Source organism: Rhodoferax sp. GW821-FHT09E07 (assembly GCF_059416145.1).
In genome coordinates this window covers 374,638-400,191 of the sequence record NZ_JBWKOP010000001.1, presented here as the reverse complement: position 1 = coordinate 400,191, position 25,554 = coordinate 374,638, and the positions used below count along the sequence as shown (strand labels likewise).

At 64.5% G+C, this 25,554-nt stretch carries 24 protein-coding genes; 14 read left to right on the top strand and 10 right to left on the bottom strand.

What is annotated here, in order from left to right; all coding sequences use genetic code 11:
- Nucleotide 1 precedes the first annotated feature (1 nt).
- Both AC07OE_RS01965 and AC07OE_RS01960 read left to right on the top strand, forming a co-directional pair.
- On the top strand, nt 2–6,010 hold the full coding sequence (locus AC07OE_RS01965; RefSeq protein WP_495068879.1) for an alpha-2-macroglobulin family protein: 6,009 nt from the start codon (nt 2–4) through the stop codon (nt 6,008–6,010).
- 55 nt (nt 6,011–6,065) lie between these two features.
- Complete coding sequence (locus tag AC07OE_RS01960; protein ID WP_495068878.1) at nt 6,066–6,503, top strand: hypothetical protein; 438 nt, start codon at nt 6,066–6,068, stop codon at nt 6,501–6,503.
- Nucleotides 6,504–6,521: 18 nt separating this feature from the next.
- On the opposite strand, the gene AC07OE_RS01955 is transcribed toward AC07OE_RS01960, so the two are convergent.
- Together AC07OE_RS01955 and AC07OE_RS01950 are read right to left on the bottom strand one after the other, a co-directional pair.
- Complete coding sequence (locus AC07OE_RS01955; RefSeq protein WP_495068877.1) at nt 6,522–6,989, bottom strand: hypothetical protein; 468 nt, start codon at nt 6,987–6,989, stop codon at nt 6,522–6,524.
- Nucleotides 6,986–7,615 carry a TetR/AcrR family transcriptional regulator gene (locus tag AC07OE_RS01950; RefSeq protein WP_495068876.1) on the bottom strand — a complete coding sequence of 210 codons (630 nt, stop codon included), beginning with the start codon at nt 7,613–7,615 and terminating at the stop codon, nt 6,986–6,988. Before AC07OE_RS01950 ends, AC07OE_RS01955 begins: the two co-directional genes overlap by 4 nt.
- An 86-nt stretch (nt 7,616–7,701) precedes the next feature.
- Between AC07OE_RS01950 and AC07OE_RS01945 the strand changes: the two genes are divergently transcribed.
- Entirely contained in the window at nt 7,702–8,061 is a 360-nt protein-coding gene (locus AC07OE_RS01945) for a DUF1304 domain-containing protein (RefSeq protein WP_495068875.1), read from the top strand.
- A 46-nt stretch (nt 8,062–8,107) separates the two neighbouring features.
- Here AC07OE_RS01945 and AC07OE_RS01940 read toward each other — a convergent pair whose 3' ends face one another.
- A complete protein-coding gene (locus AC07OE_RS01940) occupies nt 8,108–8,533 on the bottom strand; it encodes a hypothetical protein (protein ID WP_495068874.1) in 426 nt (141 codons plus the stop codon).
- A gap of 10 nt (nt 8,534–8,543) precedes the next feature.
- Nucleotides 8,544–9,647, bottom strand: a complete 1,104-nt coding sequence (locus AC07OE_RS01935; RefSeq protein ID WP_495068873.1) for an NADH:flavin oxidoreductase — start codon at nt 9,645–9,647, stop codon at nt 8,544–8,546.
- Between the two features lie 115 nt (nt 9,648–9,762).
- Here AC07OE_RS01935 and pbpC point away from each other — a divergent pair, with 115 nt between their 5' ends.
- The 5 genes from pbpC to AC07OE_RS01910 all read left to right on the top strand — a co-directional run bounded on the left by pbpC (nt 9,763) and on the right by AC07OE_RS01910 (nt 14,516).
- Entirely contained in the window at nt 9,763–11,961 is a 2,199-nt protein-coding gene (pbpC, locus tag AC07OE_RS01930; RefSeq protein WP_495069129.1) for a penicillin-binding protein 1C, read from the top strand.
- The gene (locus AC07OE_RS01925; RefSeq protein WP_495068872.1) at nt 11,954–12,202 is read left to right on the top strand and encodes a hypothetical protein; all 249 of its coding nucleotides are present in this window, start codon (nt 11,954–11,956) and stop codon (nt 12,200–12,202) included. Before pbpC ends, AC07OE_RS01925 begins: the two co-directional genes overlap by 8 nt.
- A 37-nt stretch (nt 12,203–12,239) precedes the next feature.
- Nucleotides 12,240–12,947 (top strand): VOC family protein, encoded by a 708-nt coding sequence (locus AC07OE_RS01920; protein WP_495068871.1) that lies wholly within the window; start codon nt 12,240–12,242, stop codon nt 12,945–12,947.
- Nucleotides 12,948–12,959: 12 nt separating this feature from the next.
- Nucleotides 12,960–13,511, top strand: a complete 552-nt coding sequence (locus tag AC07OE_RS01915; RefSeq protein WP_495068870.1) for a methylated-DNA--[protein]-cysteine S-methyltransferase — start codon at nt 12,960–12,962, stop codon at nt 13,509–13,511.
- 384 nt (nt 13,512–13,895) lie between these two features.
- The gene (locus tag AC07OE_RS01910; RefSeq protein WP_495068869.1) at nt 13,896–14,516 is read left to right on the top strand and encodes a DsbC family protein; all 621 of its coding nucleotides are present in this window, start codon (nt 13,896–13,898) and stop codon (nt 14,514–14,516) included.
- A gap of 11 nt (nt 14,517–14,527) precedes the next feature.
- Here AC07OE_RS01910 and AC07OE_RS01905 read toward each other — a convergent pair whose 3' ends face one another.
- A complete protein-coding gene (locus tag AC07OE_RS01905) occupies nt 14,528–14,998 on the bottom strand; it encodes a thioredoxin family protein (RefSeq protein WP_495068868.1) in 471 nt (156 codons plus the stop codon).
- Nucleotides 14,999–15,098: 100 nt separating this feature from the next.
- Between AC07OE_RS01905 and AC07OE_RS01900 the strand changes: the two genes are divergently transcribed.
- Nucleotides 15,099–16,265: a dipeptidase gene (locus tag AC07OE_RS01900; protein ID WP_495068867.1), complete on the top strand. Its 1,167-nt coding sequence runs from the start codon at nt 15,099–15,101 to the stop codon at nt 16,263–16,265.
- Between the two features lie 9 nt (nt 16,266–16,274).
- On the opposite strand, the gene AC07OE_RS01895 is transcribed toward AC07OE_RS01900, so the two are convergent.
- From AC07OE_RS01895 to AC07OE_RS01885, 3 genes are all read right to left on the bottom strand, one after another.
- Entirely contained in the window at nt 16,275–16,898 is a 624-nt protein-coding gene (locus tag AC07OE_RS01895) for a YitT family protein (RefSeq protein ID WP_495068866.1), read from the bottom strand.
- 42 nt (nt 16,899–16,940) lie between these two features.
- The gene (locus tag AC07OE_RS01890) at nt 16,941–17,759 is read right to left on the bottom strand and encodes a M90 family metallopeptidase (RefSeq protein WP_495069128.1); all 819 of its coding nucleotides are present in this window, start codon (nt 17,757–17,759) and stop codon (nt 16,941–16,943) included.
- Nucleotides 17,760–17,845: 86 nt separating this feature from the next.
- On the bottom strand, nt 17,846–18,286 hold the full coding sequence (locus AC07OE_RS01885) for a universal stress protein (protein WP_495068865.1): 441 nt from the start codon (nt 18,284–18,286) through the stop codon (nt 17,846–17,848).
- A gap of 182 nt (nt 18,287–18,468) precedes the next feature.
- Here AC07OE_RS01885 and AC07OE_RS01880 point away from each other — a divergent pair, with 182 nt between their 5' ends.
- The 5 genes from AC07OE_RS01880 (at nt 18,469) to AC07OE_RS01860 (ending at nt 23,803) form a co-directional block, all read left to right on the top strand.
- Nucleotides 18,469–19,650 carry a toxin-antitoxin system YwqK family antitoxin gene (locus AC07OE_RS01880; RefSeq protein ID WP_495068864.1) on the top strand — a complete coding sequence of 394 codons (1,182 nt, stop codon included), beginning with the start codon at nt 18,469–18,471 and terminating at the stop codon, nt 19,648–19,650.
- 56 nt (nt 19,651–19,706) lie between these two features.
- Nucleotides 19,707–20,612, top strand: coding sequence for a hypothetical protein (locus AC07OE_RS01875; RefSeq protein ID WP_495068863.1), 906 nt, complete (start codon nt 19,707–19,709; stop codon nt 20,610–20,612).
- Between the two features lie 69 nt (nt 20,613–20,681).
- The gene (locus AC07OE_RS01870; RefSeq protein ID WP_495068862.1) at nt 20,682–21,878 is read left to right on the top strand and encodes a YjgN family protein; all 1,197 of its coding nucleotides are present in this window, start codon (nt 20,682–20,684) and stop codon (nt 21,876–21,878) included.
- Between the two features lie 3 nt (nt 21,879–21,881).
- Nucleotides 21,882–22,931 carry a M48 family metallopeptidase gene (locus AC07OE_RS01865; protein WP_495068861.1) on the top strand — a complete coding sequence of 350 codons (1,050 nt, stop codon included), beginning with the start codon at nt 21,882–21,884 and terminating at the stop codon, nt 22,929–22,931.
- Between the two features lie 44 nt (nt 22,932–22,975).
- Complete coding sequence (locus AC07OE_RS01860) at nt 22,976–23,803, top strand: alpha/beta hydrolase (RefSeq protein WP_495068860.1); 828 nt, start codon at nt 22,976–22,978, stop codon at nt 23,801–23,803.
- 3 nt (nt 23,804–23,806) lie between these two features.
- On the opposite strand, the gene AC07OE_RS01855 is transcribed toward AC07OE_RS01860, so the two are convergent.
- Together AC07OE_RS01855 and AC07OE_RS01850 are read right to left on the bottom strand one after the other, a co-directional pair.
- Nucleotides 23,807–24,799, bottom strand: coding sequence for a catalase family protein (locus tag AC07OE_RS01855; RefSeq protein WP_495068859.1), 993 nt, complete (start codon nt 24,797–24,799; stop codon nt 23,807–23,809).
- Between the two features lie 12 nt (nt 24,800–24,811).
- The gene (locus AC07OE_RS01850) at nt 24,812–25,525 is read right to left on the bottom strand and encodes an SOS response-associated peptidase (protein WP_495068858.1); all 714 of its coding nucleotides are present in this window, start codon (nt 25,523–25,525) and stop codon (nt 24,812–24,814) included.
- Nucleotides 25,526–25,554: the final 29 nt, after the last annotated feature.

Genomic DNA, 25,554 nt, shown 5'->3' with positions numbered 1-25,554 from the left:
CGTGAAAACACCAAAAATCATCATCGCCTGCGGCCTGGCCGCGTCCTCTTGGGCCGCGCTGGCCCTGCAAATCACCAGCCTGTCCCCCCAGGGCGAAATCGCCCAGGTGCGCCAGGTGGTGGCCAAATTTGACGAAAGTGCCGTCAACTTTGGCGACCCCAAGGCCGAAGCGCCGCTGACCCTGAGTTGCAGCGACGCCCAGGTGACCAAGGGCACCGGCCGCTGGGTCAACGACCGCGCGTGGGCGTTTGACTTTGAGAACGACCTGCCTCCCGGCATCAGCTGTACCGTGCAGGCCAAAGCAGGCTTCAAATCACCCAAAGGCGCAGAACTGACGGGCACCACTAGCTACAAATTCAATAGCGGTGGCCCGTTTGTGCAAAACATCCGCCCCTATTCGGGCAGCCGCATTGACGAGGAGCAGTTCTTCACAATGCGCCTGAACGGCTCGGCCACGCTGGAGAGCCTGCAGGCGAATGTGTGGTGCGCGGTGGAGGGCCTGGGCGAGCGCGTGGCAGTGCGCCTGCTGAGCGGCAAGGAGCGCGAAGGCCTGCTGCAAGCCCAAGGTATGGAGAACGAGGCCAAGGCCAACCCGCTGTCCATCGTCACGCTGGCCTGCAATCGCAAGCTGTCGTCCTCGGCCAAGGTGCAGATCGTGTTTGGCAAGGGTGTGACGACGCCCGCGCGCGGCGGTGCGGCCACAGGCGTGCCCAACAGCGTGGAGAAGCGCTTCAACTTCCAGGTGCGCGAGCCATTTGCGGCCAACTTCAGTTGCGAACGCGAAAACGCACAAAGCGCCTGCTTGCCGATTCGCCCCATGACGCTGAACTTCAACGCCCCGGTGCCGGTGAAGCTTTTGCAGGGCATTCGCCTGAAGAGTGGCCGGGACACCATCAAGCCTGACCTGGCCGAACAAGGTGGCGACGGGGATGACGTGGTAAACGGCATTTCCTTCGCCGCGCCACTGGCCGAACAAACCCAATTCAGCATCGAGCTGCCCAAGGACTTCAAGGATGCCTCGGGACGCGTGCTGCGCAATGCGGATAGCTTCCCGCTCAAAGTCGCCACCGGCGCCATGCCGCCATTGGCCAAGTTTGCCGCGGCACCGTTTGGCATCGTGGAGCGCTTTGCCGAGTCCAATGGCGTGGCCCTGCTGCCGGTCACGCTGCGCAATGTGGAAGCGGCGCTAAATGTGAAAGGCCTGAACGCCGAGCAAGGCAAGCCCAGCGCGCCCAAGGCGCCCGCTGGCAAGGTCAGCACCTTCCAGCCCGGTACCGACGCCGAGATCATTGCCTGGTGGCGCAAGGTGCAGCGCTATGACGCCTACACCGTGTCACGCAAGCAGGCCGCGGCCGATGTGCAGGGCCCTCTGCCCAAGATCGTGAGTGATGCGGACAAATACGGCGTGCAGACGCGCATGCTGTCACTGCTGCAAGGCCAGCCCAATGTGAAAACGCTGGACCTGCCCAAGCCCGAGAACAACGACCCGCGCCCCTTTGAGGTGGTGGGTATTCCGCTTTCTCCTGGCTTCCATGTGGTGGAAATTGCCTCGCAAAGGCTGGGCACCAGCCTGCTGGACGAGCGCCATGGCGATGGCCGCACGATGATTGTTCGCACCTCGGCCCTGGTGACCAACTTAGGCGTGCACTTCAAGCTGGGGCGTGAGAACGCCCTGGCCTGGGTCACCTCGTTGGACAAAGGCACCCCTGTGGCTGGCGCCACGGTGCGCGTGTCCGACTGCCGTGGCCAGGAAGTGGCCAACGGCGTAACCAATGCCCAGGGCATTGCCAACCTGAGCGGCATTTCGCCCCAGGCGCCGCGGTGCAACGGCGAAGAAGGCTACAGCCAAGCGTACTTCGTGAGCGCGCGCGCCACGCAGCCCGCGGGCGATGGCAAGGGCACCGTGCAAGACCTGGCCTTTACCTGGAGCGACTGGAACCGCGGCATTGAACCCTGGCGCTTTAACCTGCCCACCAGCCGCGACGTGGTGCCCGACGAACGTGCCCACACCATCTTCGACCGCACGCTCTTGCGCGCAGGTGAAACCGTGTCGATGAAGCACCTGCTGCGCACGGAAACCTCCAAGGGCTTTGACCTTCCCGCCAAGCAACCCGACACCCTGCTGATCACCCACGTGGGCAGTGGCCAGCAATACGAAATGGACCTGAAATGGCGCAAGACCGCCACGGGCGGCCTGAGTGCGGAAAACACGTTCTCCATTCCGCCTGGTGCCAAGCTGGGCGTGTACCAGGTGCAGCTGTCCGGTGGCACGCGCGGGCAGGATTTCTACACCGGCCAGTTCCGCGTGGAAGAGTTCCGCCTGCCGGTACTGGAAGGCCGCGTTACACCGGCTGACAAGAAAGCGCTGGTGAACGTGGACAAGGTGCCGGTGGATGTGCAGATCAACTACGTATCCGGCGGTGGCGCCGTGAACCTGCCGGTGCGCGTGTCGGCGCTGGTGCGCGCCAAGTCGCTCAACTACGCGGACTTCAGCGAATTCAATTTCTCGGCACCGCGCGGCGGGCGTGAGGTGTCCAACGGCGAAGGCGAGGAAGACGCCAACGCGGGCAGCGATGCGCGCGTGATTGCCGACAAGCTGGCGCTGACGCTGGACAAAAATGGCGCGGGCAAGGTCGCCATCGACAAGGTGCCCAAGAGCCGCCAGCCACAAGACCTGCTGCTGGAAGCCACCTACTCCGACCCCAATGGCGAAGTGCAAACCATCCGCAGCACGCAGACCCTGTGGCCTGCGGCCGTGGTGGCGGGCATCAAGACCGAGGGCTGGGTGTCGAGCAGCCAAAAGATCAAGTTCCAGGCCCTGGCGCTCGACCTGACGGGCAAGCCGCAAGAAGGCGTGGCGCTGGAAGTGAAAGCCACCGCCCGCATCACCACCACCACGCGCAAGCGCATGGTGGGTGGCTTCTACACCTACGACAACAAAACCAACACCAAAGAGCTGGGCAGCGTGTGCAGCGGCAAGAGCGATTCTCGCGGCCTGCTGCTGTGTGAAACCGCACTGAACGAAGCCGGTGAAGTGGAACTGGTGGTGACGGCCAAGGACAGCAGTGGCAACACTATCCAGGCCGCCAGCAGCGTGTATGTCACCAAGCAGGGCGAGCTGTGGTTTGGCGGTGAGAACACCGACCGCATCGACCTGCTGCCCGAGAAAAAGAGCTACCAACCCGGTGAGACCGCCAAATTTCAGGTGCGCATGCCCTTCCGCTTTGCCACGGCGCTGGTGGCCGTGGAGCGCGAAGGCATTGTGCAGACCGAAGTGGTGCAGCTCAACGGGCAAGACCCCACTATCAGCCTGAAAATTCAGGAAGGCTGGGGACCCAATGTGTATGTGAGCGCACTGGTGCTGCGCGGCCGCCTGCGCGAGGTGCCGTGGTACAGCTTCTTCACCTGGGGCTACAAGGCCCCGCGTGAGTGGTGGACCAGCTTTTGGTACGAGGGGCGCGAATATGTGGCGCCCACCGCACTGGTGGATTTGAGCAAGCCCGCATTCCGCCTGGGCGTGGCCGAGATTCGTGTGGGCACCAAGGCCCACCAACTGGACGTGAGCGTAAAGGCTGACAAGGAAAGCTACGCCGTGCGCAGCAAGGCACAGGTCACCATCACCGTGAAGCTGCCCAACGGCCAGCCCGCTGCCAATGCCGAGGTGGCGCTGGCCGCAGTGGACCAGGCGCTGCTGGAGCTGATGCCCAATGGCAGCTGGAATGTACTGGACGCCATGCTGCAGCGCCGGAGCTGGGGTGTGGAAACCTCCACAGCGCAGATGGAAATCATTGGCCGGCGCCACTATGGCCGCAAGGCCGTGGCGCCCGGTGGCGGCGGTGGCCACAGCGGCGCACGTGAGCTGCTGGAGACCCTGCTGCTGTGGAACCCGAGTGTGAAGCTGGACGCCAACGGTCAAGCCGTAGTCACCGTGCCGCTGAACGATGCGCTGACCACCTTCAAGATCGTGGCCGTGGCCGATGCTTTTACCGGCATGTTTGGCACGGGCTCTACCAGCATCCGCGCCACGCAAGATTTGCAGATCATCAGCGGCCTGCCGCCGCTGGTGCGCGAGGACGACCAGTACCGTGCCCAGCTGACGCTGCGCAACACCACCAAGCAGGCCATGAAGGTGCTGGTGACGCCACGCGCCACGTTGCTGGATCTGCCACCGCAAACGGTGGACATTCCCGCCGGCGATGCGCGCGAAGTGGCCTGGAACGTGACGGCACCTGCGCAACTGGCGTTGACGCGTAACGAGGCCATCCTGTGGGAGATTGAGGCCAAGGACACCATCACTGGCGCGCGCGACGCGCTGAAGGCGCGCCAACGCATCGTGCCCGCCGTACCGCTGACGGTGCAGCAGGCCACGCTGGTACAGATTGACGGCCCGCTCACGCTGGACGTGAATGCCCCTGCCGACGCCCTGCCCGGCCGTGGTGGCCTGAAGATGGCACTGCAACCCAAGCTGGCCGAGGGCCTGCCGGGCGTGAAGGATTGGTTTGCGCTCTACCCCTTTGCCTGCCTGGAGCAAAAGACCAGCAAGAGCGTGGGCCTGCGCGACGGCAAGCTGTGGCAAAGCGTGGCCGCGCAAATCCCCAGCTACCTGGATAGCGATGGCCTGGCCAACTACTTCCCGCCGCGCGATGGCGAGGCCAACCGCGGCAGCGACACGCTGACCGCATATCTGCTGGCCGCCACGCATGAGGCATCCGGCATCAACCCTGCGTTTGCACTGAGCGACGAGATCCGCGCGCCCATGGAGCGTGGCCTCATCGCCTTTGTGGAAGGGCGCATCCAGCGCGAGTTCTGGAGCCCGCGCAAAGACCTTGACATGCGCAAGCTGGCCGCCATCGAAGCGCTTTCGCGCTACGGCAAGGCGCAGGGCCGCATGGTCAACAGCATCACCATTGCGCCCAACCAGTGGCCCACGCATGCGGTGATTGATTGGCTCAACATCCTCAAGCGCGTGAACGACGTGCCCGAGCGCGACAAGCGCATTGCGGAGGCCAACCAGATTCTGCGCAGCCGCATCAGCTACCAGGGCACCAAGATGATCTTCAGCAGCGAGAAGGACGACTACTGGTGGTGGCTGATGCAGAACGGCGACGTGAACACCGCGCGCCTGATCCTCAGCGTGCTGGACGACCCGGCCTGGAAAGACGACATGGGCCGCCTGGCCAACGGCTTCATCAGCCGCCAGCAGAACGGCGCCTGGCACACCACCACCGCCAACCTGTGGGGCGGCCTGGCACTGGAAAAATTCAGTGCCAAGTTTGAAGCCGTGCCGGTGGCCGGCAGCACCAAGGCATCCATGAGCACGGGTGCAGCCAGCGTGGACTGGAGCAAGGTCGAACGCGTCAAGACCACCGATGCTTCGGGCGCTGCGCACCAGACCACCATGTTTGGCGCGCCTGCATCGCCTGGCAACCTGAAGAACAACACCATGTTCCTGCCCTGGGGCACCACCGCTGCCAAGGACACGCTGAATGTGACCCACCAGGGCGCGGGCAAACCCTGGCTCACGCTGCAGTCCGTCGCCGCAGTGCAGCTGAAGGCGCCCTTCTTTGCGGGCTACCAGATCAAAAAAACTATCACCCCTGTGGAGCAAGCCAACAAGAACCTGCCCGCCGGCAGCTACACGCGCGGTGACGTGCTGCGCATCAGCATCGAGGTGAACGCCAGCGCCGACATGACCTGGGTCGCCATCACCGACCCGGTACCCGGCGGCGCGACGATTCTTGGCAGCGGCCTAGGCCGCGACAGCGAAATCGCCACGCAAGGCGAGAAGAAGGAAGGCTACGGTTGGGCCGCATTCGAAGAACGCAGCTTCGAGTCGTTCCGCAGCTACTACGAGTACCTGCCCAAAGGCGTGGTGAAGATGGAATACACCATCCGCCTGAACAACGTCGGCGAGTTCTCGCTGCCCCCCTCACGTGTGGAAGCGATGTATGCGCCAGAGATGTTTGGTGAGACGCCGAATATGAAGGTGAAGGTGGAGGCTGCGAAGTGATCAAGATGCATCCAATGTCCGAGATATATTGCGAACTATCCACAAGGGACACAACATGCGTTTTCTGATCTATGTTTTCTGCCTACTTGCGCTATTCGGTTGCGCGTCCAGCAGCATCACCTACCGCGACGCCCCTTCAGTAGATGGCAATACAGCGACCATTTATATCTATCGTCCTCAGAAGTTGCTTCTCGGAGCGTATGACGCGCGCTTGGCGATTGATGGAGAAAGTGCAATCAAACTCGGCGGCGGCGCGTATACCTACGTGCGTGTCAGTGAAGGATGCCACCGCATTGAACTGTCATGGCCTTATGGCGCAAGTCTTGGTCATACCGCGGACTTGGACGTTTGTGTGCAAAGCAAGGACTCCCGCTATGTGCGCATCGAAGGCCTCAATGTGGTTTCATGGCGCCTTCAGCTCATTGGCCGGACAGAGGCACTTCCTGAAATCAGCACAGCCACCTACGAGCCGGCAGGCGGAGCATCCAAGTAGGCTTGATTCAAACCTGCGCTAGGCTTGCACCATCACATCACCAAACCTGAGGTGATGCAAGCATTCCCGTAGGATCACCATTGCCGCATAAAACTCCGGCGCCGTAGGCAAAGCCTCCTGCCCGCTGGGCCGCCCTTGGCTGACCATGGCGATTCGGTTGAAGAGATCTTCCACCTCGTCCAGATTCCATCGCAGCACGGCATCTGGTGCAGCCCCCACCCCCTGCAGAATCAACGCGGCACCCGGGCCCCGCAATAGCAACTGCTCCGTTCGCACCAGCTTCGCGGCGAGCGGCATTACCACATCTTCGGTCTGCTCAATCGCGTGTTCAATGTCCAGCGGCGTGGGCGGTGTGTGGCGCATCCATTGGCGAGCCAGCGAGGCTGTGCCCAGCGGCAGCTCTTGCTCCAGAACAACGCGGCCATCTTCGGTGCACAGCACCCTGCTGGTATCCGATCCGAGTTCAAGTCTGGTCTGTACGGTCATGGAACATCCTTGCTTCGCAAACCTTCGAGCATGGCCACCAGGCATTGCCGGGTGTCGGCCAAGGCATCCTGCACGCCTGCCTCGTCGTCCGGCAGTGAATCCATGCCGCCATAGAGTGCCCCCAGCACGACGCGCGCCAGGCGCTCGGCGTCGTGCCCCCGAAAAATGCCATGCGTCTGCAGGTCGGCAATGCTGGCCCGCATGGCGCCCAGACCCTGGCGTTGCCGGATTTCGCCCCACTGCGCGCCCAGCACCGCAGGCGCATCCACCAGCATCAGGCGGCGCAGTGGCGCGTTGGTGCCGGCTTGCAGCACGGTGTCGATAGACGCCAGAAACGCATCCCAGGCGCCGCCACCGCCGTTGATGACCGCCTTGCGCGCGGCAAACGCCTGCTGCACCAGCCCCGCATCCACTTGCTCCGCCACGGCGGCAAACAGGCCCTTCTTGTCCCCGTAGTGGTGGTAGAGCGCGCCCACGGTCACGCCGGCCTCGGCACAGATGCTGCCGACCGGTGCTTTTTCAAAACCTTGTTCACTGAACCAGCGCAATGCAGCCTGCTGCAGCGCGGCCTGCGTGGCGCTGGCGTTTTCTTTGCGGCCATCGCGTTTGGTGGAGGTTTCAGCCATGGGTAACGGGGGCGACAGCGAATTGCTTTACAAACATAACGTGATTATATATTCTTCGCTTCACTTCATCAACCCGAGACTTTTCCATGTCACTCCCCGCCCAGATTCTCATCGCCTTGGTCTGCCTGATCCACGTCTACATCTTTTTGCTGGAGACCGTGCTGTACAAGAGCCGCGGTGTGAAAACCTTTGGTATTCCGCCCTCCGAAGTGGAATCCCGCAAGGCTGCCATGTCCAACCAGGGTTGCTACAACGGCTTTCTGGCCGTAGCCCTGCTGCTCGCGCTGGTCTTGCCCGATCCATCCATTGCCAAAGCCTTTGCTGCCTACGGCCTGGCCTGCGTGGCGGTGGCTGGCATCTGGGGTGCGGCGACGGTGATGGTGCGGATCCTCTACATCCAGACCGTGCCCGCTGTGTTGGGCTTGGCTGCGCTGTACCTGCTGTGATCCGAGGACCGCTAGCTGCCGTGCGCAGCTAGCACCTCAGTTCCCCTCAATTCCATTTGCAGCCGGTTTCGGTATACGCCGCGTTGTCTTGCGCAAACGCGATTTCCTTGCCGGTGCGCCGATTCTTGTAGTCGAAACCATAGACGTTGGCGCCCTGGGTGGTGACACGGTATTCACCCGATATCTGCCCGTCCACCACCTCCAGCCACACCGATTCAAACTCCATCGGGCGACCAGGCGCAGTCTCGGTCGCCTTGGTTGAGCGCAACACCAGCGAAATGGGTTGCTTGGCGCCTTTGTACTTCACATAGCTCGCCGACCAATTGCTTTTATCCTCGGAAAACAACCGCCATTCAAGCCGGATGGGCTTGCTCCCTTCGGTGGCCAGGCAGCGGAAGTCGACAGACACCGACTCTGCGGCGGATGCCGACAGGGCCAGTGCCATGCAGGGTGCAAGTAGCAGTGCGCGCATCAAATGCCCGTTACACCAAACTCGCCAAAGCCGCCGGCGAAAAGTCCGACAACTCATCCATGCGGCCATCGCGCACCTTCAGTGCCCAGTCCGGGTCGCTGATCAGTGCGCGGCCCACGGCCACCAGGTCAAAGTCACCGCGGTCAAAGCGGCGCAGCAGTTCGTCCAGCGATGCGGGCTTGGAGCTTTCGCCACCAAAGGCCGCTATGAACTCGCCACTCAGGCCCACGGAGCCCACAGTGATGGTGGGGCGGCCGGTGAGCTTCTTGGCCCAGCCGGCAAAGTTCAGGTCGGAGCCGTCAAACTCCGGCTCCCAGAAACGGCGTTGCGAGCAGTGGAAGATGTCGGCGCCTGCGTCAGCCAGGGGTTGCAGCCAGGCAGCCATCTCGTCGGGGTTTTGCGCCATGCGCACGCTGTAGTCCTGCTGCTTCCATTGCGACAGGCGAATGATGACCGGGTAGTCGGGTCCTACTTCGGCGCGCACGGCTTTCAGGATGTCGGCCGCAAAACGTCCTCGCGCCACCAGGTCGCTGCCGCCAAAGCGGTCGTCGCGCTGGTTGGTGCCGTCCCAGAAGAACTGGTCGATCAAATAACCGTGGGCGCCATGCAGTTCGATGCAGTCAAAGCCCAGGCGCTTGGCCGCGCCCGCAGCCTTGGCAAAGGCGGCGATGGTGTCGGCGATGTCCGAATCGCTCATGGGCGCGCCAAACTGTTTGCCGGGACGCGACAGGCCGGAGGGTGAGTCCACGGGCGGTGGCGCTGTCCAGGTGGTGCGGGGGTTGCGCGCGGCACCCACGTGCCAGAGCTGCGGCGCCATCACACCACCGGCACTGTGCACGGTGTTGATCACGTCTTGCCAGCCGGCCAGGGCAGCGTCACCCCAGAAATGGGGCACGTTGGGATCATTGGCGGCCGACGGACGCTGGACCACGGTGCCCTCCGACACGATCAGCCCCACAGCCGATGCGGCGCGCTTGCGGTAATACTCGCTTACCGCAGGGGTGGGCACGCCACCCGGCGAGAACGACCGCGTCATGGGAGCCATGACAATGCGGTTGGCGAGCGTGAGGCCCTTGAAGGTGAGGGGTTGGAACAGCGGAGCAGCGTGGGACATACAGACAGGGATAGATAAGTTGCAAGACAAACCAGTTTACGGGGACGCGCCCGACCCATGGGGCCGCAGGGTCACCAAGGCTACAGCCCCCCAGGGCCGGGGCGACCGCGGGGTTTTGCACCGTCCCGCCAAGGCAATCGCTATATTTTTAATAGCCGCTTGCGCATATTCCACGGGGGCTGCAGCCACTTTTAATGAAGTAAAGGCCAACTACCAGTCGTCCGACACGCTGATTCTGGACCGCCACGGTGTGCTGCTGCACCGCCTGCGCACCAACGCCACGGTGCGCCGTGGCCAATGGGTGGCTCTGGCCGATGTGTCCCCTGCCCTGCGCACGGCGCTGGTGCTGTCAGAGGACAAGCGCTTTTACGAACACAGCGGGGTGGACTGGCGCGCCGTGTCCGCCGCGGCCTGGGGCAACCTGTGGAACACCAAAACCCGCGGCGCCTCCACCATCACCATGCAGCTGGCCGGCCTGCTGGACGAGGACCTGAAGCGCGGCAGCGGTGGGCGCAGCGTGGTGCAAAAGCTGGGTCAAACCTTCTCGGCCCAGAGCCTGGAGCGCGGCTGGCGCAAGGACCAGATTCTGGAGGCCTACCTGAATCTGGTGCCGTTTCGCGGCGAGTTGGTGGGCATCGACGCGCTGAGCCAGACCCTGTTTGGCAAGGCCGCCCACGGCCTGGACAACCGCGAGGCCGCCGTAGCAGCGGCCCTGGTGCGCGCACCCAATGCCAAAGAGCCGCAGGTGGTGCAGCGCGCCTGCAGCGTGATGAAGACCCTGGAGCCAGCGGGTGCGGCCAATTGCGACGCCATGGACCTGTTCGTGGCCGGCGCGCTGCAGCGGCGCGACTACGCGGCCAGCGAGGGCATTGCCCCACACGTGGCCAGCCAATTGGCAAGGTCTGCTGCCAGCAACACCCATCGCATCACCACCACCCTCAGCGCGCCGTTGCAGCGCTTTGCGGTGCAAACACTGCAAACCCATGTGCGCGAACTGGCCGGCCGCCATGTGGAAGACGCGGCCCTGTTGGTGCTGGACAACGCCACCGGTGAGGTGCTGGCCTGGGTCGGCTCCAGCGGGCCACTCAGCAACGCGGCCGATGTGGATGCGGTCACCGCACTGCGCCAGCCCGGCTCCACGCTCAAGCCCTTCCTCTACGCGCAGGCCATTGCGGAGCGGCACATCACGGCGGCGTCTCTTCTGGAAGACTCCGCCACGCAGATCCAGACCACAGGCGGCCTCTACATTCCGCAGAACTACGACCGGCATTTCAAGGGCTGGGTGTCGGCGCGCACAGCGCTGGGGGCCTCGCTGAACGTGCCCGCGGTGCGTACGCTGGTCATGGTGTCGCCCGACGCCTTCCAGAAACAACTGGTGCGCCTGGGCCTGCCGCTCAAGGAAAGCGGCGACTACTACGGCTACAGCCTGGCGCTGGGCAGTGCCGAGGTTTCGCTGTTGAACCTGACCAACGCCTACCGTGCGCTGGGCGATGGAGGCCGCATCAGCCCCACCACACTATTGCCCGGCAAAGCCGCACCTGCGACCCAAGTGCTGGACCCGCGCGCGGCCTTCATCGTGGGTGACGTGATGAGCGACCCGCTGGCACGTGCCCGCACCTTTGGCACCGACAGCGTGCTGGCCACGCGCTTCTGGACCGCGGTGAAAACCGGCACCAGCAAAGACATGCGCGACAACTGGGCGCTGGGCTACTCACAGCGCTACACCGTGGGCGTGTGGGTGGGCAACGCCAGCGGCGCCCCCATGTGGGACGTGAGCGGCACCACCGGGGCGGCGCCCATCTGGGCCGCGGTGATGAATTTTCTGCACGCCAAGCAGCCCAGCCGCGCGCCCAAGCCGCCCGCAGGCGTGGTGCAAAAGGCCGTGCAGTTTGCCAGCGCTGACAACGCGCCCAGCCTGGAGGCCGCCCGCACCGAGTGGTTTGTGGACGGCACGCAGCAAACCGCATTTGCTATGGATTCAGGAGCTGCTCGCGCAATGAATACGGGGGCTAGAGACCAAAAACCCTCAAAATCTGGCGCGGCACCCACGGCCCGCATCACCGCGCCCACCACGGGCACCATCATCGCGCTGGACCCCGACATTCCGCCCAACCGCCAGCGCCTGACGCTGCAGGCCGAGGGCAGCAACCTGCGCTGGCTCATGGACGGCAAACCGCTGGCCAGGGGCAACACTGCCCAGTGGGCCCTGTGGCCAGGCCGCCATGTGGTGCAGATTGCCGACGCCAAGGGCCAGGTGCTGGACGAGGTGCGCTTGGAAGTACGCGGCGCCGGAGTGAGAATGCGGCATGAATGAAGAACTGAAGGCGCTCGAATCCATGGGCCTGGTGCTGCCCAGCCCGGCTTACCTGGTGGGCGCGCTGCTGTTTGGCATCGTGGGCTACATCGCGTTTCGGCGCGGTCGCAAGACCACGCAGCCCGTGCTGGTCTGGGCCGGTGTGGCGCTGATGCTCTACCCTTATGCCGTGCCGCAGGTCTGGTTGTTGTGGGGCATAGGGCTGGTCCTCACCGCCTGGGTCTACCTCAAATGGAACTGACGCAGCCCGGCCCCTGCACGGGTGGTATGGTCAAACCATGAAAACACAAATCGATCATCTGGTGGTGGCCGCGTCCACGTTGGAACAAGGCGTGCAATGGTGTGAAGCCACGCTGGGCATCACCCCAGCCCTCGGCGGCGAACACCCGCAGTACGGCACCCACAACCGCCTCTTCAAAATCGCCACGCCCGCACACCCGCTGGCGTACTTTGAAATCATCGCCATCGACCCTGGCGCCAAGCGCGCGGCCAACGCGCCCACCCGCCGCTGGTTTGACCTGGACGATGCCGCCCTGCAAGCCGCCGTGGCCAGCGAGCCACGCCTGGTGCACTTTGTGGCCAACACCGACGACATGCGCGCCGCGCGCGCCGCGCTGAAAGCGCTGGAGATTGACCGTGGCCCCGCGATGCCCGCCAGTCGCCACTCGCGCCGCGGGCTGCTGCAGTGGCAGATCACCGTGCGCGAAGACGGGCAGCGCCTGTTCAACGGAACCCTGCCCAGCCTGATCCAGTGGGGCAAGCCAGACGATGCCGAGCCCCTGCGCCTGCACCCACGCAACAGCCTGCCGCGCTCCGGCGTGGCGCTGCATGGCATCTCCATCACCCACCCCACGGCCGCCAAGCTGCAAGCCGCCTATGACGCCGTGGGCCTGACGGGCATCGACATCACCACTGGCCCTGCCAACCTGACAGCGACGCTGAAGACCCCCAAGGGCCTGGTCACGCTGCACAGCCAGGGCGTTTAGCACCTGCAAGCCATGGCCACCCTCGCCTATGCCGTGTTTCCCACCCCGTTGGGCACCTGCGGCATTGCCTGGGGTGCGGCCGGATTGACCGGGGTGCAACTGCCCGAGGCGGATGAGGCCGCCACGCGGGCCCGCATGGCGCGACGCTTTCCGGGCTGCGCAGAAGCCCAAGCCCCGGCCGAGGTGCAAACCGCCATAGACGCCATCGTGGCCCTGCTGGAGGGCCACCCCACAGAACCCACCGATTTGTCCCACCTGCCGCTGGACATGGCGGGCGTTCCTGCGTTTCACCAGCGCGTGTACGAACTGGCACGCCGCATCCCCCCGGGCGAAACCCTGACCTATGGAGAACTGGCCCGCCTGATGGGGGAGCCCGGCGCGGCCCGCGCCGTGGGCCAGGCGCTGGGGGCCAACCCGTTTGCGCCGGTGGTGCCCTGCCACCGCATCCTCGCGGCACACAGTGGCGCAGGGGGTTTCTCGGCGCCAGGCGGGGTGTCCACCAAACTGCGCATGTTGCTGACCGAGCGCGCCCGTTTCAACGGCCCCGGCCTGTTTGACGACTGAAAAACTTACCCCGTATTCATGTGGGCCACGTTGTGGATAACCCACCGCACAACTGCCGGGAGCCGCGCCAGATGGGCCTTCCAACGCGGCGCCCAAAATTTAGACAGGTCGTGCTGCAGCGCCGCAAATAGTTGGCAGATTTGCCAATGGGAGAAAAATTTGTGGTATCGCTCATGACAAATTTGTGTATGTGGAGAAAACGATTTCCTTGACCAGCCAGTTACCCACCCAGACTGTGTGCCACTTTGTGGATAACTATGTTCACAAGCCTCAAAAACCGCGCCAGTACTGGGTTTGCAGACGGTGCCTCAGAAATGACCACTTGGGGAACCTTCCGCGCCCGGGCACACTCCACCAGCGTTGACCTTTTCATTGCCAAGCACCATGCCCCACACCCCTGCCTATCCCGCCACCAACCCCTCCCGCCGCCAACTCCTGGCCCTGCCCATGGCTGCCGCCTTGACCCTGAGCCTCGCCGCTTGCTCCCGGCAAGACGCCAGCCCCGCCAAAGCCGCGGCCACCGGTGTGCCACCGGCCCAGGCCTACGACAAGATAGCCGCCGAGGGCAAGGGCTTCACGGTCGGCGCGCTGATGAGCGCCAACCCGGTGTATGTGCTGTTTGACCCCCAGTGTCCGCACTGCGGCCACCTGTGGCAGGCCTCGCAGCCACTGCTGGGCAAGGTGAAGTTTGTGTGGGTGCCCGTGTCGTTCCTGAACGGCAAGAGCGCGCCGCAGGGCGCCGCCATCCTGAGCGCCAGCAGCCCGGCCGACTTCATGTCCGCGCACGAGGCGTCCATCCTCGCCGGCACAGGGGGAGCACCGCTGCCCGCCAGTGTCGCGCCCGAGCTGGAGGCCACCATCAAGGCCAACACCGTGTTGTTCAACAGTCTGGGGGTGGAGTCCGTGCCATTCGTTGTGGCCAAGAACAGCAAGACCGGCGCCGTAGTCAGCAACACCGGTGCCATGGACACGGCAGCGCTGGCCGATTTTGTGGGCGCGAACTAGGCAGGGGGCGCCTAGCGCAGGCCGTCCAGCAAGTCCTTTTGCAGTTCGGCCTGGGTGCCAATGCCATCATGCCGGCGCAGCAGCTTGCCGTCCTGGTAGGTCAGGAACACGGGCAGGCCACCCACGCCCAGTGCCTTGGCAAACGGGTCCTGGCCCACTCCCGTCCAGGGGCGGTACACCACGCGGATGAATTGCGCGTCGGCCGCGCTGTCCTTGGCCAATGCCTCATAGGTCGGATTGCCGCGGATGCAGAAGGAACAGGTGGTTTCGAACGAGGTGAGCTGCACCACCACCAGACCCGGCGTCTTGGCCAGGTGCGCTTCTACACGCGTGGGGGCAAAGAGGGCCAACGCCGGCACTGACTCCTGGCGCACAGCAACTGCTGCTACGGCTGGGGTTTCATTGGCCTGGGCCAGCATGCAGGCGCTGGCAAAGCAAGTCGCCAAAAGGGCTTGGCGCAGCCTTGGTCTGGTATGTTTCACGGTCCACTCCCTGTCTAGTCCAGTATGTTTGTTCTTATCTGGAGCGGCGAGTGTACGCATGCGCCCCGCCAGGTTCAAGAAAAAAACCCAAGGAGACCCCGTGAAACGCAAACTATTCCTCATTTTTGCCGTGCTGCTGGTCCTGGGCGCAGCGGTGTTCTTCACGCTGCCCGGCATCGTGGACCAGCGCATGAACGGTATCGCGCATGCCGCGCCCTATGCCGCCAGCGCCCGTGCCACCGCCCTGCACAACACGCTGTTCGTGGCCGACCTGCACGACGATGCCCTGCTCTGGTCGCGCGACCTGCTCACGCGCTACCGCTATGGCCACTCCGACCTGCCCCGCCTGCAGGAGGGCAAGGTCAGTCTGCAGGTTTTCAGCACCGTGACCAAAAGCCCCAAGGGCCTGAACTTCGAGCGCAACGCCAGCGATACCGACAGCCTCAACGCCTTGGTCATGGCCCAGCGCTGGCCGGTGCGCACCTGGAACAGCCTGCTGCAGCGCGCCCTCTACCAAAGTGAGAAGCTGCACACCGCCGCGACCAACAGCGGGGGCGCCATGCAGGTGGTGCACAGCCAGACCGAACTGGCGGCGCTCACCCAGGGGGCAGCACCCACCGGGGGCAAGCTCATTGCCGTACTGGCCACCGAGGGCCTGCACCCGCTGGAAGGCAAGCTGGAGAACATCGACACGATGTACGACGCGGGCTTCCGCATCATGGGCCTCACCCACTTCTTCGACAACGAGGTGGGCGGCTCCGCGCATGGCATGGAAAAAGGCGGCCTCACCCCGTTTGGCAAGCAGGTGGTAGCCCGTCTGCAAGAGAAAAGTCTGTTGGTGGACCTGGCCCACGCATCCCCCAAGGTAATTGACGACGTGCTGGCCATGACCCAACGGCCGGTGCTGGTCTCGCACACCGGCGTGCAGGGCACCTGCCCCGGCCCACGCAATCTCAGCGATGCCCATATCAAGGCCATTGCCGCTACGGGAGGTGTCATCGGCATTGGCTATTTCGAGGGTGCAGTCTGCGGGTTGAACACCGCCGCCATCGTGAAGGCCATCCGCTACGCGGTGAACCTGGCCGGCGTGAAGCATGTCGCGCTGGGTTCCGACTTTGACGGCGCCACCACCGCGGCGTTTGACACCACGGGCCTGGTGCTCATCACCCAGGGACTGCTGGAGGCGGGGTTTTCCGAAAGCGATGTGGCGGACCTGATGGGTGGCAACGTGCTGCGCCTGCTGCAGACCCAGTTGCCCGCCAAGTGAGGCCAGGCGCTACAGCACCGCATAGCGCCCGGGCCGGTGGTTGATGGCGATGAACAGGTTCATCACCACCGCGGCCAACACCGAATAGGCCACGCGCACCGGGTCCACCACGGTCAGGGCCAGCAGCACAATGGTGCAGTCCATGCCCATCTGCACCACGCCGGCGCGCCAGCCGCGCGACTGCTGCAAGTACAGCGACACGATGGTGGCCCCGCCCAGGCTGGCCCGATGCCGGGCCAGAAACAGACAGCCCGAGCCCAACAGCAATCCGCCCAGCACCGCGGCATAGGCCGGGTGCAGCCGCTCAATGGCAAACAGGCGTGGTGACCATTCGGCCATGGCAGACAGGAACGTGATGGCCACAAAAGTCTTGAGCGTGAACTCCCGCCCCATGCGCTTCCAGGCAAACCAGTAGAACGGCAGGTTGATGAGGAAGAACAGCTTGCCCAGGCTCACACCCGTGGCGTAGTGCAGCACAAAGGCCGCGCCGGCCGTGCCCCCGGTGAGCAGGCCCACCTGGCCAAACAGGATCAGCGCCAGGCTGACAAACAGGGTGCCGGTGAAGATGGCCTGAGCGTCTTCAAACAGCGTGTGCGTCTGCACGGGGGTGGTCGGAGCGTTCATGTCAGGCATGGAGCAAGCATTGTGCCGCGCCCTGCCCGTGGGCCTGACGGCTTACCAGGTAGCCGGGTCGACCTTGAAGTAGCCGCGCAGCTCGGCGTACAGCGCGGGGTACTCGGCGGCCAGCGCGCGCCCCTGCTCAAAAAACACCTCGGTCACCACGGCAAAGAACTCCGCGGGGTCCTGCGCGCCATAGTGGTTCAGCAGCCCCTGCTCATGCATGAAGACCTGGCCGCGCAGGTGCTCATAGGCATCCGAGAACACCTGTTTCCAGCGCCTAGCGTTGTGCTGAGCATCGCCCCAGGCTGGCAGGGGTGCTCCAATGGCCTGGCCGTTTTCCTGGTCCAGTTGGTGGGCAAATTCGTGGATCACCACGTTGCGGCCATCGTCGGGCGTGGTCGCCCCTTCCAGCACGTCCTGCCACGACAAAATCACTTGCCCCTGTGACCACGACTCGCCGGCCAGCGCCTGGCGCTGCTCCTGCTGCACGCCAGCAGCATCGGTGTGGCTGCGGTTGACCGCAAAGGGGCCGGGGTACAGGAGGATCTGCCGCACCTGGGGGAAATAGTTGGCCGCACCGGGACGGTTAAGCAGCAGCAGGCAGGCCTGGGCGGCCACCACCACGCGCATGTCTTCGGTCACCTGCAGGCCGGCGCAACCAATGAAGGTTTTTTCGGCCACAAACACCTGCATGTGTTTTTTCAGCTGCAGCTGCAGGTCCACCGGCAGACGCCCCACCAGCGGCACGCGGCGGCGCAGCACCTTGCGCCAGTGCGGGGGGAACGGCTGCTGTTGCAGACGCTGGCGACGCCAGCGCTGCCAGCGTGGATAACCCAGCAGGCCCACCACCAGCAGGAGCGCGGCGAGACACATCACGAAAAAGGCCACAGGGCTCCGATCACAGGCGTTGGTGGAACCCTGTAACTGGAGGCCTGGTGGCCTTTTTCAAGCGCTAGCGCCTAACGCGCCACCAACACCGGCACCGGGCTCTGCGTCACGACCTTGGTCGCCACACTGCCCAACACCAGGCGCGCCACGCCGGAGCGGCCATGGGAGCCGATCACAATGAGGTCCGCCCCTTCGGTCTGGGCCGTTTGCACAATGCCATTCACCGCCGTAGCGTCCTCCACCAGACGCGCCTGCAACGCCACCGGGGCGCCACCGGTTTGGCACAGGGCATCCACCTGTGCGTGGGCCTGCGCCGCCAGCTGCTGGCCTGCCGCCGCATACGCCTGCAGGCCCATAGGGTTGATTTCTCCCACGCCCATGTACGGATAGGGATCGGCCACGTACAGCGCGGTCAGCTTGGCACCATGGGTGCGGGCCAGGTCCACCGCCAGCGCCGCGGCGTGGGCGGAAGATGCCGATCCGTCGGTTGCCAAAAGAATGTGTTTGAACATAGGAGTCTCACAAGGTAAGGGGTTGAAACAAGCCTCCATGCTGCAACCCGGCTGCGATACAGTCTTTGATCTGGGTCAGCGAAGCAAGAGACACCCTCACCCTCGCTGTTTGCTACTTTTTGTATAGCGGCTGTCGCACATAGCGTGCGGGCCAGAGTCATTTTTTGTTACCAATCGTCACTATGAGCACTACCCTTCTGCGCGGCCTGATGATGACCGCCCTTCTGACCCACGGCGCCCTGGCGCTGGCCGTGCAAGACTGCGAATTCAACGGCAAGTCCATCGACACCAATAACGGCAACGCCACCAAAGGCCTGAACGGCATGGTGCGTTGCAAGGACCGCGACAGCGGCGAGATCGAGCGCGAGTACGAGTTGCGCAATGGTGATTCGGTGGGCCTGTCGCGCTACTACCGTAAGGGCCAGCTCTACAAGGAATTCACTATCACCGCCAACGGCCCGCACGAAGGGCTGGAGCGCGAATGGGCGCCCAACGGCAAGCTGGTGCTGGAGTTCACCAACGTCAACGGCAATGCCCGCGGTTTGCGCCGCACCTGGTATGACGATGGCACGCCCAAGAAAGTGGAATGGGTGGCCGAGAACGAGCGTGAAGGCGCCTCGGTGCAGTACACGCCCAGCAAGCAGCTGGCCGCCCTGCGCTGCGGCCCCAAGCCACTGCTGGCCCCGCATGTGGATGACGCCGCGCTGTGCGGCTTCGGCGGCAAGCCCAGCACCGTGTCCACCTACAGCACCGAGGGCGTGGTGCGCAGCACCCAGACCCTGCTGGCCGGCGTGGTGCAAAAGGCCACCAGCTTCTACAGCAACGGCAAACCCCAGGACGAAGAAGAGCGCCAGGGCAGCAACCGCATCGAGCGGTTCTTTGCCGACGACGGCAGCAAGCGGCGTGAAAAGCTGTGGACTGAGGCCGAGAAACCCGCGGCGCTGCTGCGCGACTCGGAATACCACGCCAGCGGCACCCTGGTGCGCGAGCGCCTGTACGCGCTGGTGGATGTGGGTGGCCGCAAACGCAGCCGGCTGGCCAGCGAGGCCAGCTTTTATTTGAACGGCCAGCCGCAGACCAAGGACGTCTACACGCAGGAAGGCAACACCGAGATGCGCGACGGCCAGCGCTTTTCCGACAAGGGCACGCTGCGCGTCCAGGGTCGTTACGCGCTGGACGGCCGCTATGGCGAGCGCCCCGTGGGGGTGCACAAGTCCTACTTTGACAGCGGCAAGCTCGAACTGGAAGAGCACTACGACGACAAAGGCAACGTCAAACGCCAGCGTTTGTGGGACGAGGCCGGAAAACTGCTCAGCGACGATGAGTTGTTTGAAGACGGCTCACGCAAGGCCTACGCCCGATAGAGGCGCCCGCCGCTTCTGGCCTACACTGGGTGGACTGCGGCACCTGAGACCGAAGCATGAACCTGTCGTTGCGATTCCGCGTGGCCTGTGCTCTGCTGGCCTTGGCCCTGCCATGGCTGGCAGCGGCCCAACCCATGCGCTATGTCTTTCCGCCCCCCGAGAGTGGCGCCGATGTGCGCATGAACTATTACTGGGAGCTGCTGCAGGCCGCGCTCGATGAAACGGCGCCCAAGTGGGGGCCCTATACCCTGGCGCCCTACGCCAAGCAGATGAATTCGGGGCGCGCCGAAATATTGCTCACCAGCGGCAACGACATCACCGTGATGGCGCGTACCACCAGCGTGGCGCGTGAGCAGGTGTTGCATCCGATCCGCATCCCGCTGGACAAAGGCTTGACCGGCTACCGCCTGTTCCTGATCAAGGCCGGCACCCAGCCACGGCTGGACACCGTACGCACGCTGGCACAGCTGCAAACCTTCTCCATTGGCCAGGGTGCGGTATGGGTGGACACCGAGATCCTGCGTGCGCAAGGGTTCACCGTGGTCACCAGCCCCACCTACGAGTCCTTGCTACCCATGCTGGATTCCAACCGCTTCGACATGTTCTCACGGGGCGTGAATGAAATCGGCCCGGAATTCGCGGCGGGCAACAAAGTGTTTCCCAGCCTGGCCATCGAGAACAAGCTGCTGCTGTACTACCCACTGCCGCGGTATTACTTTTTTCCCCGCACGCCGGAGGGTGACCGTCTGGCGCAGCGCGCGGAGGAAGGCCTGCGACAGCTGATGAAGAATGGCAAATTCGAGCGGCGTTACCAGGCCTTCAAAAAATCGCTGCTCAGCGACCTGAACCTGGCGGGCCGGCGCGTGTTTTTCCTGACCAACCCCTACCTGCCGCCGGAGACACCGCTGGCGGAGCGCGAGCTGTGGGACACCCTGGATGCGGAGCTGAAACCCCGGCCCTGAGCCGCTATATGATCCCCCTGAAAAACAGAGGGCTGCCACAGGCCCCATTCACATTCAAGGAGGATCCCCATGACCCACGACAACCTGGACGCGCCCCAAGCACTGGATGTGCCGGAGGCCCAAGACACCCTGGTGGCAGCGCCACCTTCCACCAACCTGCTGCACTTGCGCTTCACCGGTTCGGGCAGCGAGTATTTCCGCATCTGGATCGTCAACCTGCTGCTCACCATCGTCACGCTGACGCTCTACCTGCCCTGGGCGCGCGCGCGCAAGCTGCGCTACTTCATGGGCAACACGCTGGTGGACGACCAGCCGCTGGGCTTCCACGGCAAGCCCCTGAAGATGTTCAAGGGCTATCTGCTGGTGTGTGTGCTGTTTGGCTTGTATTCGGTGGCCGGCAAGTTCTCCGCCATGGCGGGCTTTATTGCGTTGCTGGTGATTGCACTGCTGTGGCCTGCACTGTTCAAGTCGTCCCTGCAGTTCCGCCTGGCCAACACCAGCTGGCGCGGGCTGCGCTTCAGCTTCCGCGGCTCGCTGGCAGGCGCCTACCGGGCCATGCTGCCCGTCTTCGTTCCTGGTCTGGTGCTGGTGGGGGCGCGCTTCTTCGGGGTCGATGAAATCAACAGCCCCCAACGCTACCTGCTGGTGGCGGGCGTTGTAAGCCTGAGCGCGTTGCTCGTCGCGCCCTGGATCTTCTGGAACATCAAGCAGTACCAACACAACCACTATGCGCTGGGCAATCTGCAAACCACGTTCAAGGCCAGCGTAGGTTCGTTCTACGTGCTGGCGCTGAAGGTGATTGGCGTAGTTCTTCTGGTCACCTTGCTGCCAGCCGCGGTGGTGGGCGTGGTGGGCTTCGGGTTGGCGTCCAACTTCAAAGACGGTGGTGTGGGCGCCATGATCGTGGGCCTTGCCGTTGGCTGGGTCTTCATGGTTGTGGCCATGGTGTGCATCCAGCCCTACAGCATCTCGCGCCTGCAAAACCTGGTGTGGACCCAAACCGGCAATGTGCAGCTGCGCTTTGTCAGCGCCCTGCGTTTCAAGTCCCTGCTGTGGCTGACGCTGAAAAACACGTTCCTGATCGTGATCACGCTGGGCCTGTACTGGCCCTTCGCCATGGTCGCACTGACCCGCCTGCGGCTGGAGGCGGTTACCGTCAAAACGCGTATCGACCCCGCCCTGCTGGTGGCCGACGCCCAGGCGTCGAATGTGGACGCTGTGGGCGATGCCGCCGGCGACTTTTTTGGCCTGGACGTGGGCCTGTAAGGCATGGAACTGGACGCTACGTACTTTGATGGCCAGAGCGGCCGCGCGCACCCGGTGCGCATCCGCGTGGTGGCGGGCCAGCTGCACATAGACGGCGCGGGCATCGCACTGCGCGTGCCGCAAAAGTCGGTGGACTGGCCCGAACGCACCCGCCACGGCATGCGGGTGGCGCACTTGCCCAGTGGTGGCCTGGTGCAAAGCGAAGACAGCGCGGCCTGGGACGCCTGGGCCCGGGCCCAAGGGCTGGGCGAATCCATCGTGGTGAAGATGCAGCAGAACTGGCGCTGGGTGGCTGGCAGCGTGGCGGTGCTGGTAGCGCTGGTGGTGGGCCTGCAGCAATGGGGCCTGCCGTTGGTGGCACAGGCCGTGGTGGCGGTCACACCCCACTCCGCGGACGTGGCGCTGGGGGAGTCCACCCTGCGTGCTCTGGACGGCATCATGGCACCGACCGAGCTGCCACAGGCAGACCAGCAGCGCATCCGCGAGGCCTTCGCCCAAGCGGCGGCACTGCAGCCCTCCAATAGCGTGCCCGCCTGGAACCTGGAGTTTCGCCATGGCCAGCGCATCGGCGCCAACGCCCTGGCCCTGCCCGGCGGCACCATCCTGCTGACTGACGAAATGGTGAAGCTGGTGGACGGCGATGCGGCCGTACTCACCGCAGTACTGGCACATGAACTGGGCCACGTGCAACACCGCCATGGCATGCGCATGGTGGTGCAAGCCGGGGTGCTGGGCAGCCTGGGCGCGCTGGTGTGGGGCGACTTCAGCTCGCTGCTGGCGGCGGTGCCGGTGCTCATGGGCCAGGCCGCCTACTCGCGCCAGGCCGAACATGAGGCCGATGTGCATGCCGTGCGCTTCCTGAAAGCCGCCCACCTGTCACCCGCACTGATGGTCACGCTGTTTGACAAACTGGAGGCTGCGCGTCACCCCAACCAGGATGGTGACAAGGACGCAGACAAGCGCAGCCCGGACGACTCATGGCTGGGCATCGCGTTCTCCTCCCACCCTTCCGACACCGCACGCGTGGCATTCTTTCGGGCTGCAGCCCTCTAGAAATAAGCACGAGCAGCTCCTCTTTCAATAGCAAATTACTCTCCATGGCGCACAGCACACTCCAGGTCCACGGCACCGAAGTCTGGGTAGAGGGTACCGGGGCCGACACCATCGTGATGATCCACGGCTGGCCCGACACCCGCCGCCTGTGGGACGGCATGGTGACCGCGCTGGCGCCGCACTACCGCTGCGTGCGTTTCACGCTGCCCGGTTTTGAGACCCCACCACCCAGCGCCACACGCAGCCTGGCGCAGATGACGGCACAGCTGCTGGCCATCGTGGACGCCGTGAGCCCAGGGCAGCCGGTCACGCTCATGCTGCACGACTGGGGTTGCATCTTTGGCTACGAACTGGCCGCCCGACACCCGCAGCGCGTGGCACGCATCGTGGGCATCGACATTGGCGACCACAACAGCAAGGCCTTCCTGCGTTCGCTCACCGGCAAGCAGAAGATGCAAATCCTGGGCTACCAACTCTGGCTGGCACTGGCCTGGGGAATGGGCACGCTGGGCGCCACCGGCCTGGCCAACCGCATGACGCGCTGGATGGCGCGCACGATGCGCTGCCCCACACCGCAGGCGTCCATTGGCTGGCAGATGAACACCCCCTACGCCATGGCCTGGCTGGGCGTGGCCGGCGGCCTGCGCCGCACGGCGCCCGTGCGCCTGCAATGCCCCACCTTGTATGCCTACGGCGCGCGCAAGCCCTTCATGTTCCATTCGCCCGAATGGCTGCACACGCTGAACATCACCCCGGGCAGCGCAGTGCAGGAATATGCCTGCGGCCACTGGGTGATGGTGGACCGCGCCGCTGCGCTGCAAGCGCAGGTGCTGGCGTGGCTCGTGAGCACGCCGTCCTCGCCCAAGGCTTGAAACTCAGGCCGCGCCGCGGCCCTGCTGGCTGACAAAGTACACCGCCTTGCGGGCGCGCATCACATCGCCCAGGGGGCGGTGTGCGGCCAGGGCGTGCCAAGGGTCGAACACTGCCGCCTCGGCCTCCTTGGCAAAGGCCTGGGCCGCGGCACTGCCCGTGTCCTGCACCGGCAGCGTGAGCCGTGCCACCGTGGTGTAGGGCGTGGGCCAGTCGACCGAGGCGTCCTCAATCGGCGTCAAGGTCTCGTTCACATAGGGCTGCAGCTGCAGGTCCCACTGCAAGGCATGTTGCTTCAGGCGGCCTGCAAACTCGGCGCCCCAGTCGCCTTGCGCGCCCTGCACCGCGGCGCCATTGGACGCGGCTGGCACCAGGCGCACGCGCACGGCATATGGCCCGCACGCAATGGGCGCAGCGCTGAACATAGGATGCGCCGCAAAGCCCCCAAACGGCTTACCAAAGGTTTTGGCCGTTTGCGCCAGTTTTTTCACGGCGCCCAGCACGCCATAGCGCTGGACCATGAACTTGAGCAGCGCGCCGCCGCCGTGCGAAGCTGCCACCACAAAGTCCACGAACTCACCGCTTTGGGGGAAGGCAAATTTCTCCTGGTTGATCAGGGCAAAGTCCTGGCTCTTGCACGGGCCACCCAGGGCCGAATCACCCTGCACGCCCAGCACGCGAATAGAAAAGCCCCGGATGTCGGGCTTGCGGTCACTGGCGTGGTCCATGCCGCCGTTGGACAGGCGCAGCCACACGGGGTAGCTGGCCGTCTTGGCAAACAGGCCCTGCTGTGCAAACGCGGGCAGGCCGTCCAGCACTTCCAGCGTGCCCTGGGCGGCGAGGAGCTGCTTGCGGTGCAGCGCGCGGCCGTTGCCGTACTTCTTCGACTTGCGCGCCTGCAGCTCGGCAAACTGCCGGCCGTAGCCCGCGTAAAGCTGGTCTTCGTTCGGGGCGATCTGTTCTTTCCAATCGGTGCTGGGCGTGAGGGACTGGGACATGGAAGGCCTTTCCTAAAAAAGCTGCAGGGTTTGCGGGGGGGCGGGGATATCGGGGTTCAACGGTGCGGGCACGGCGGTCAGCTCGCTGGCGGGGGCAGCACGCATCATCTCCAGCGCCTGCGCCGGGCTGGCGTTCAGCCAGTCGGCGTAACGTTCGGGCGGCACGATGACGGGCATGCGCTTCTCTTCATCCGGACGGTGCATGCGGCCAGCGACCGCGTGGCCATCGGCGTTGACGGTGAGCACCGTGAAGCTGCCAGCCTGTGCACCCGAGACCGGGTCGGTCCAGCGGTCCCACAGGCCGGCCACGGCAAAGGGCTGGCCGTCCGCGCGGCCTATGCGCCAGCGCGTGGGGCGGCCACCGTTGGCGGGCGCGTCTTCCCAGCAGGGTTCAAAAAAGCATTCCATGGGCACCAGCACCCACTGGCCGGCGGCCCAGGCACTGCGAAAGCTGGGTTTGCTGGCGGCGGTTTCGCTGCGTGCGTTGTAGGTCTTGCGACTGATGTCGCGGGCCTGCACGGCATCGGCACACCAGTGCGGCACCAGGCCAAACTGGGCCAGGCGCAGTGCGGCAGTGCTGGCGCCCTGCTTGCGGCGGCGCACGGCCACGGGTGCGACGTAACCGGGGTAGATATCCTCCGGCCACTGGCCTACCGGCGGCTCCAGCGGGCCCAGGCGCTCGGCCATGTAGGCGGAATTGACCGCGGGCTGGAAGTTGATGCACATGGGTTTGCTACCAATTCAGGAGCTATTGG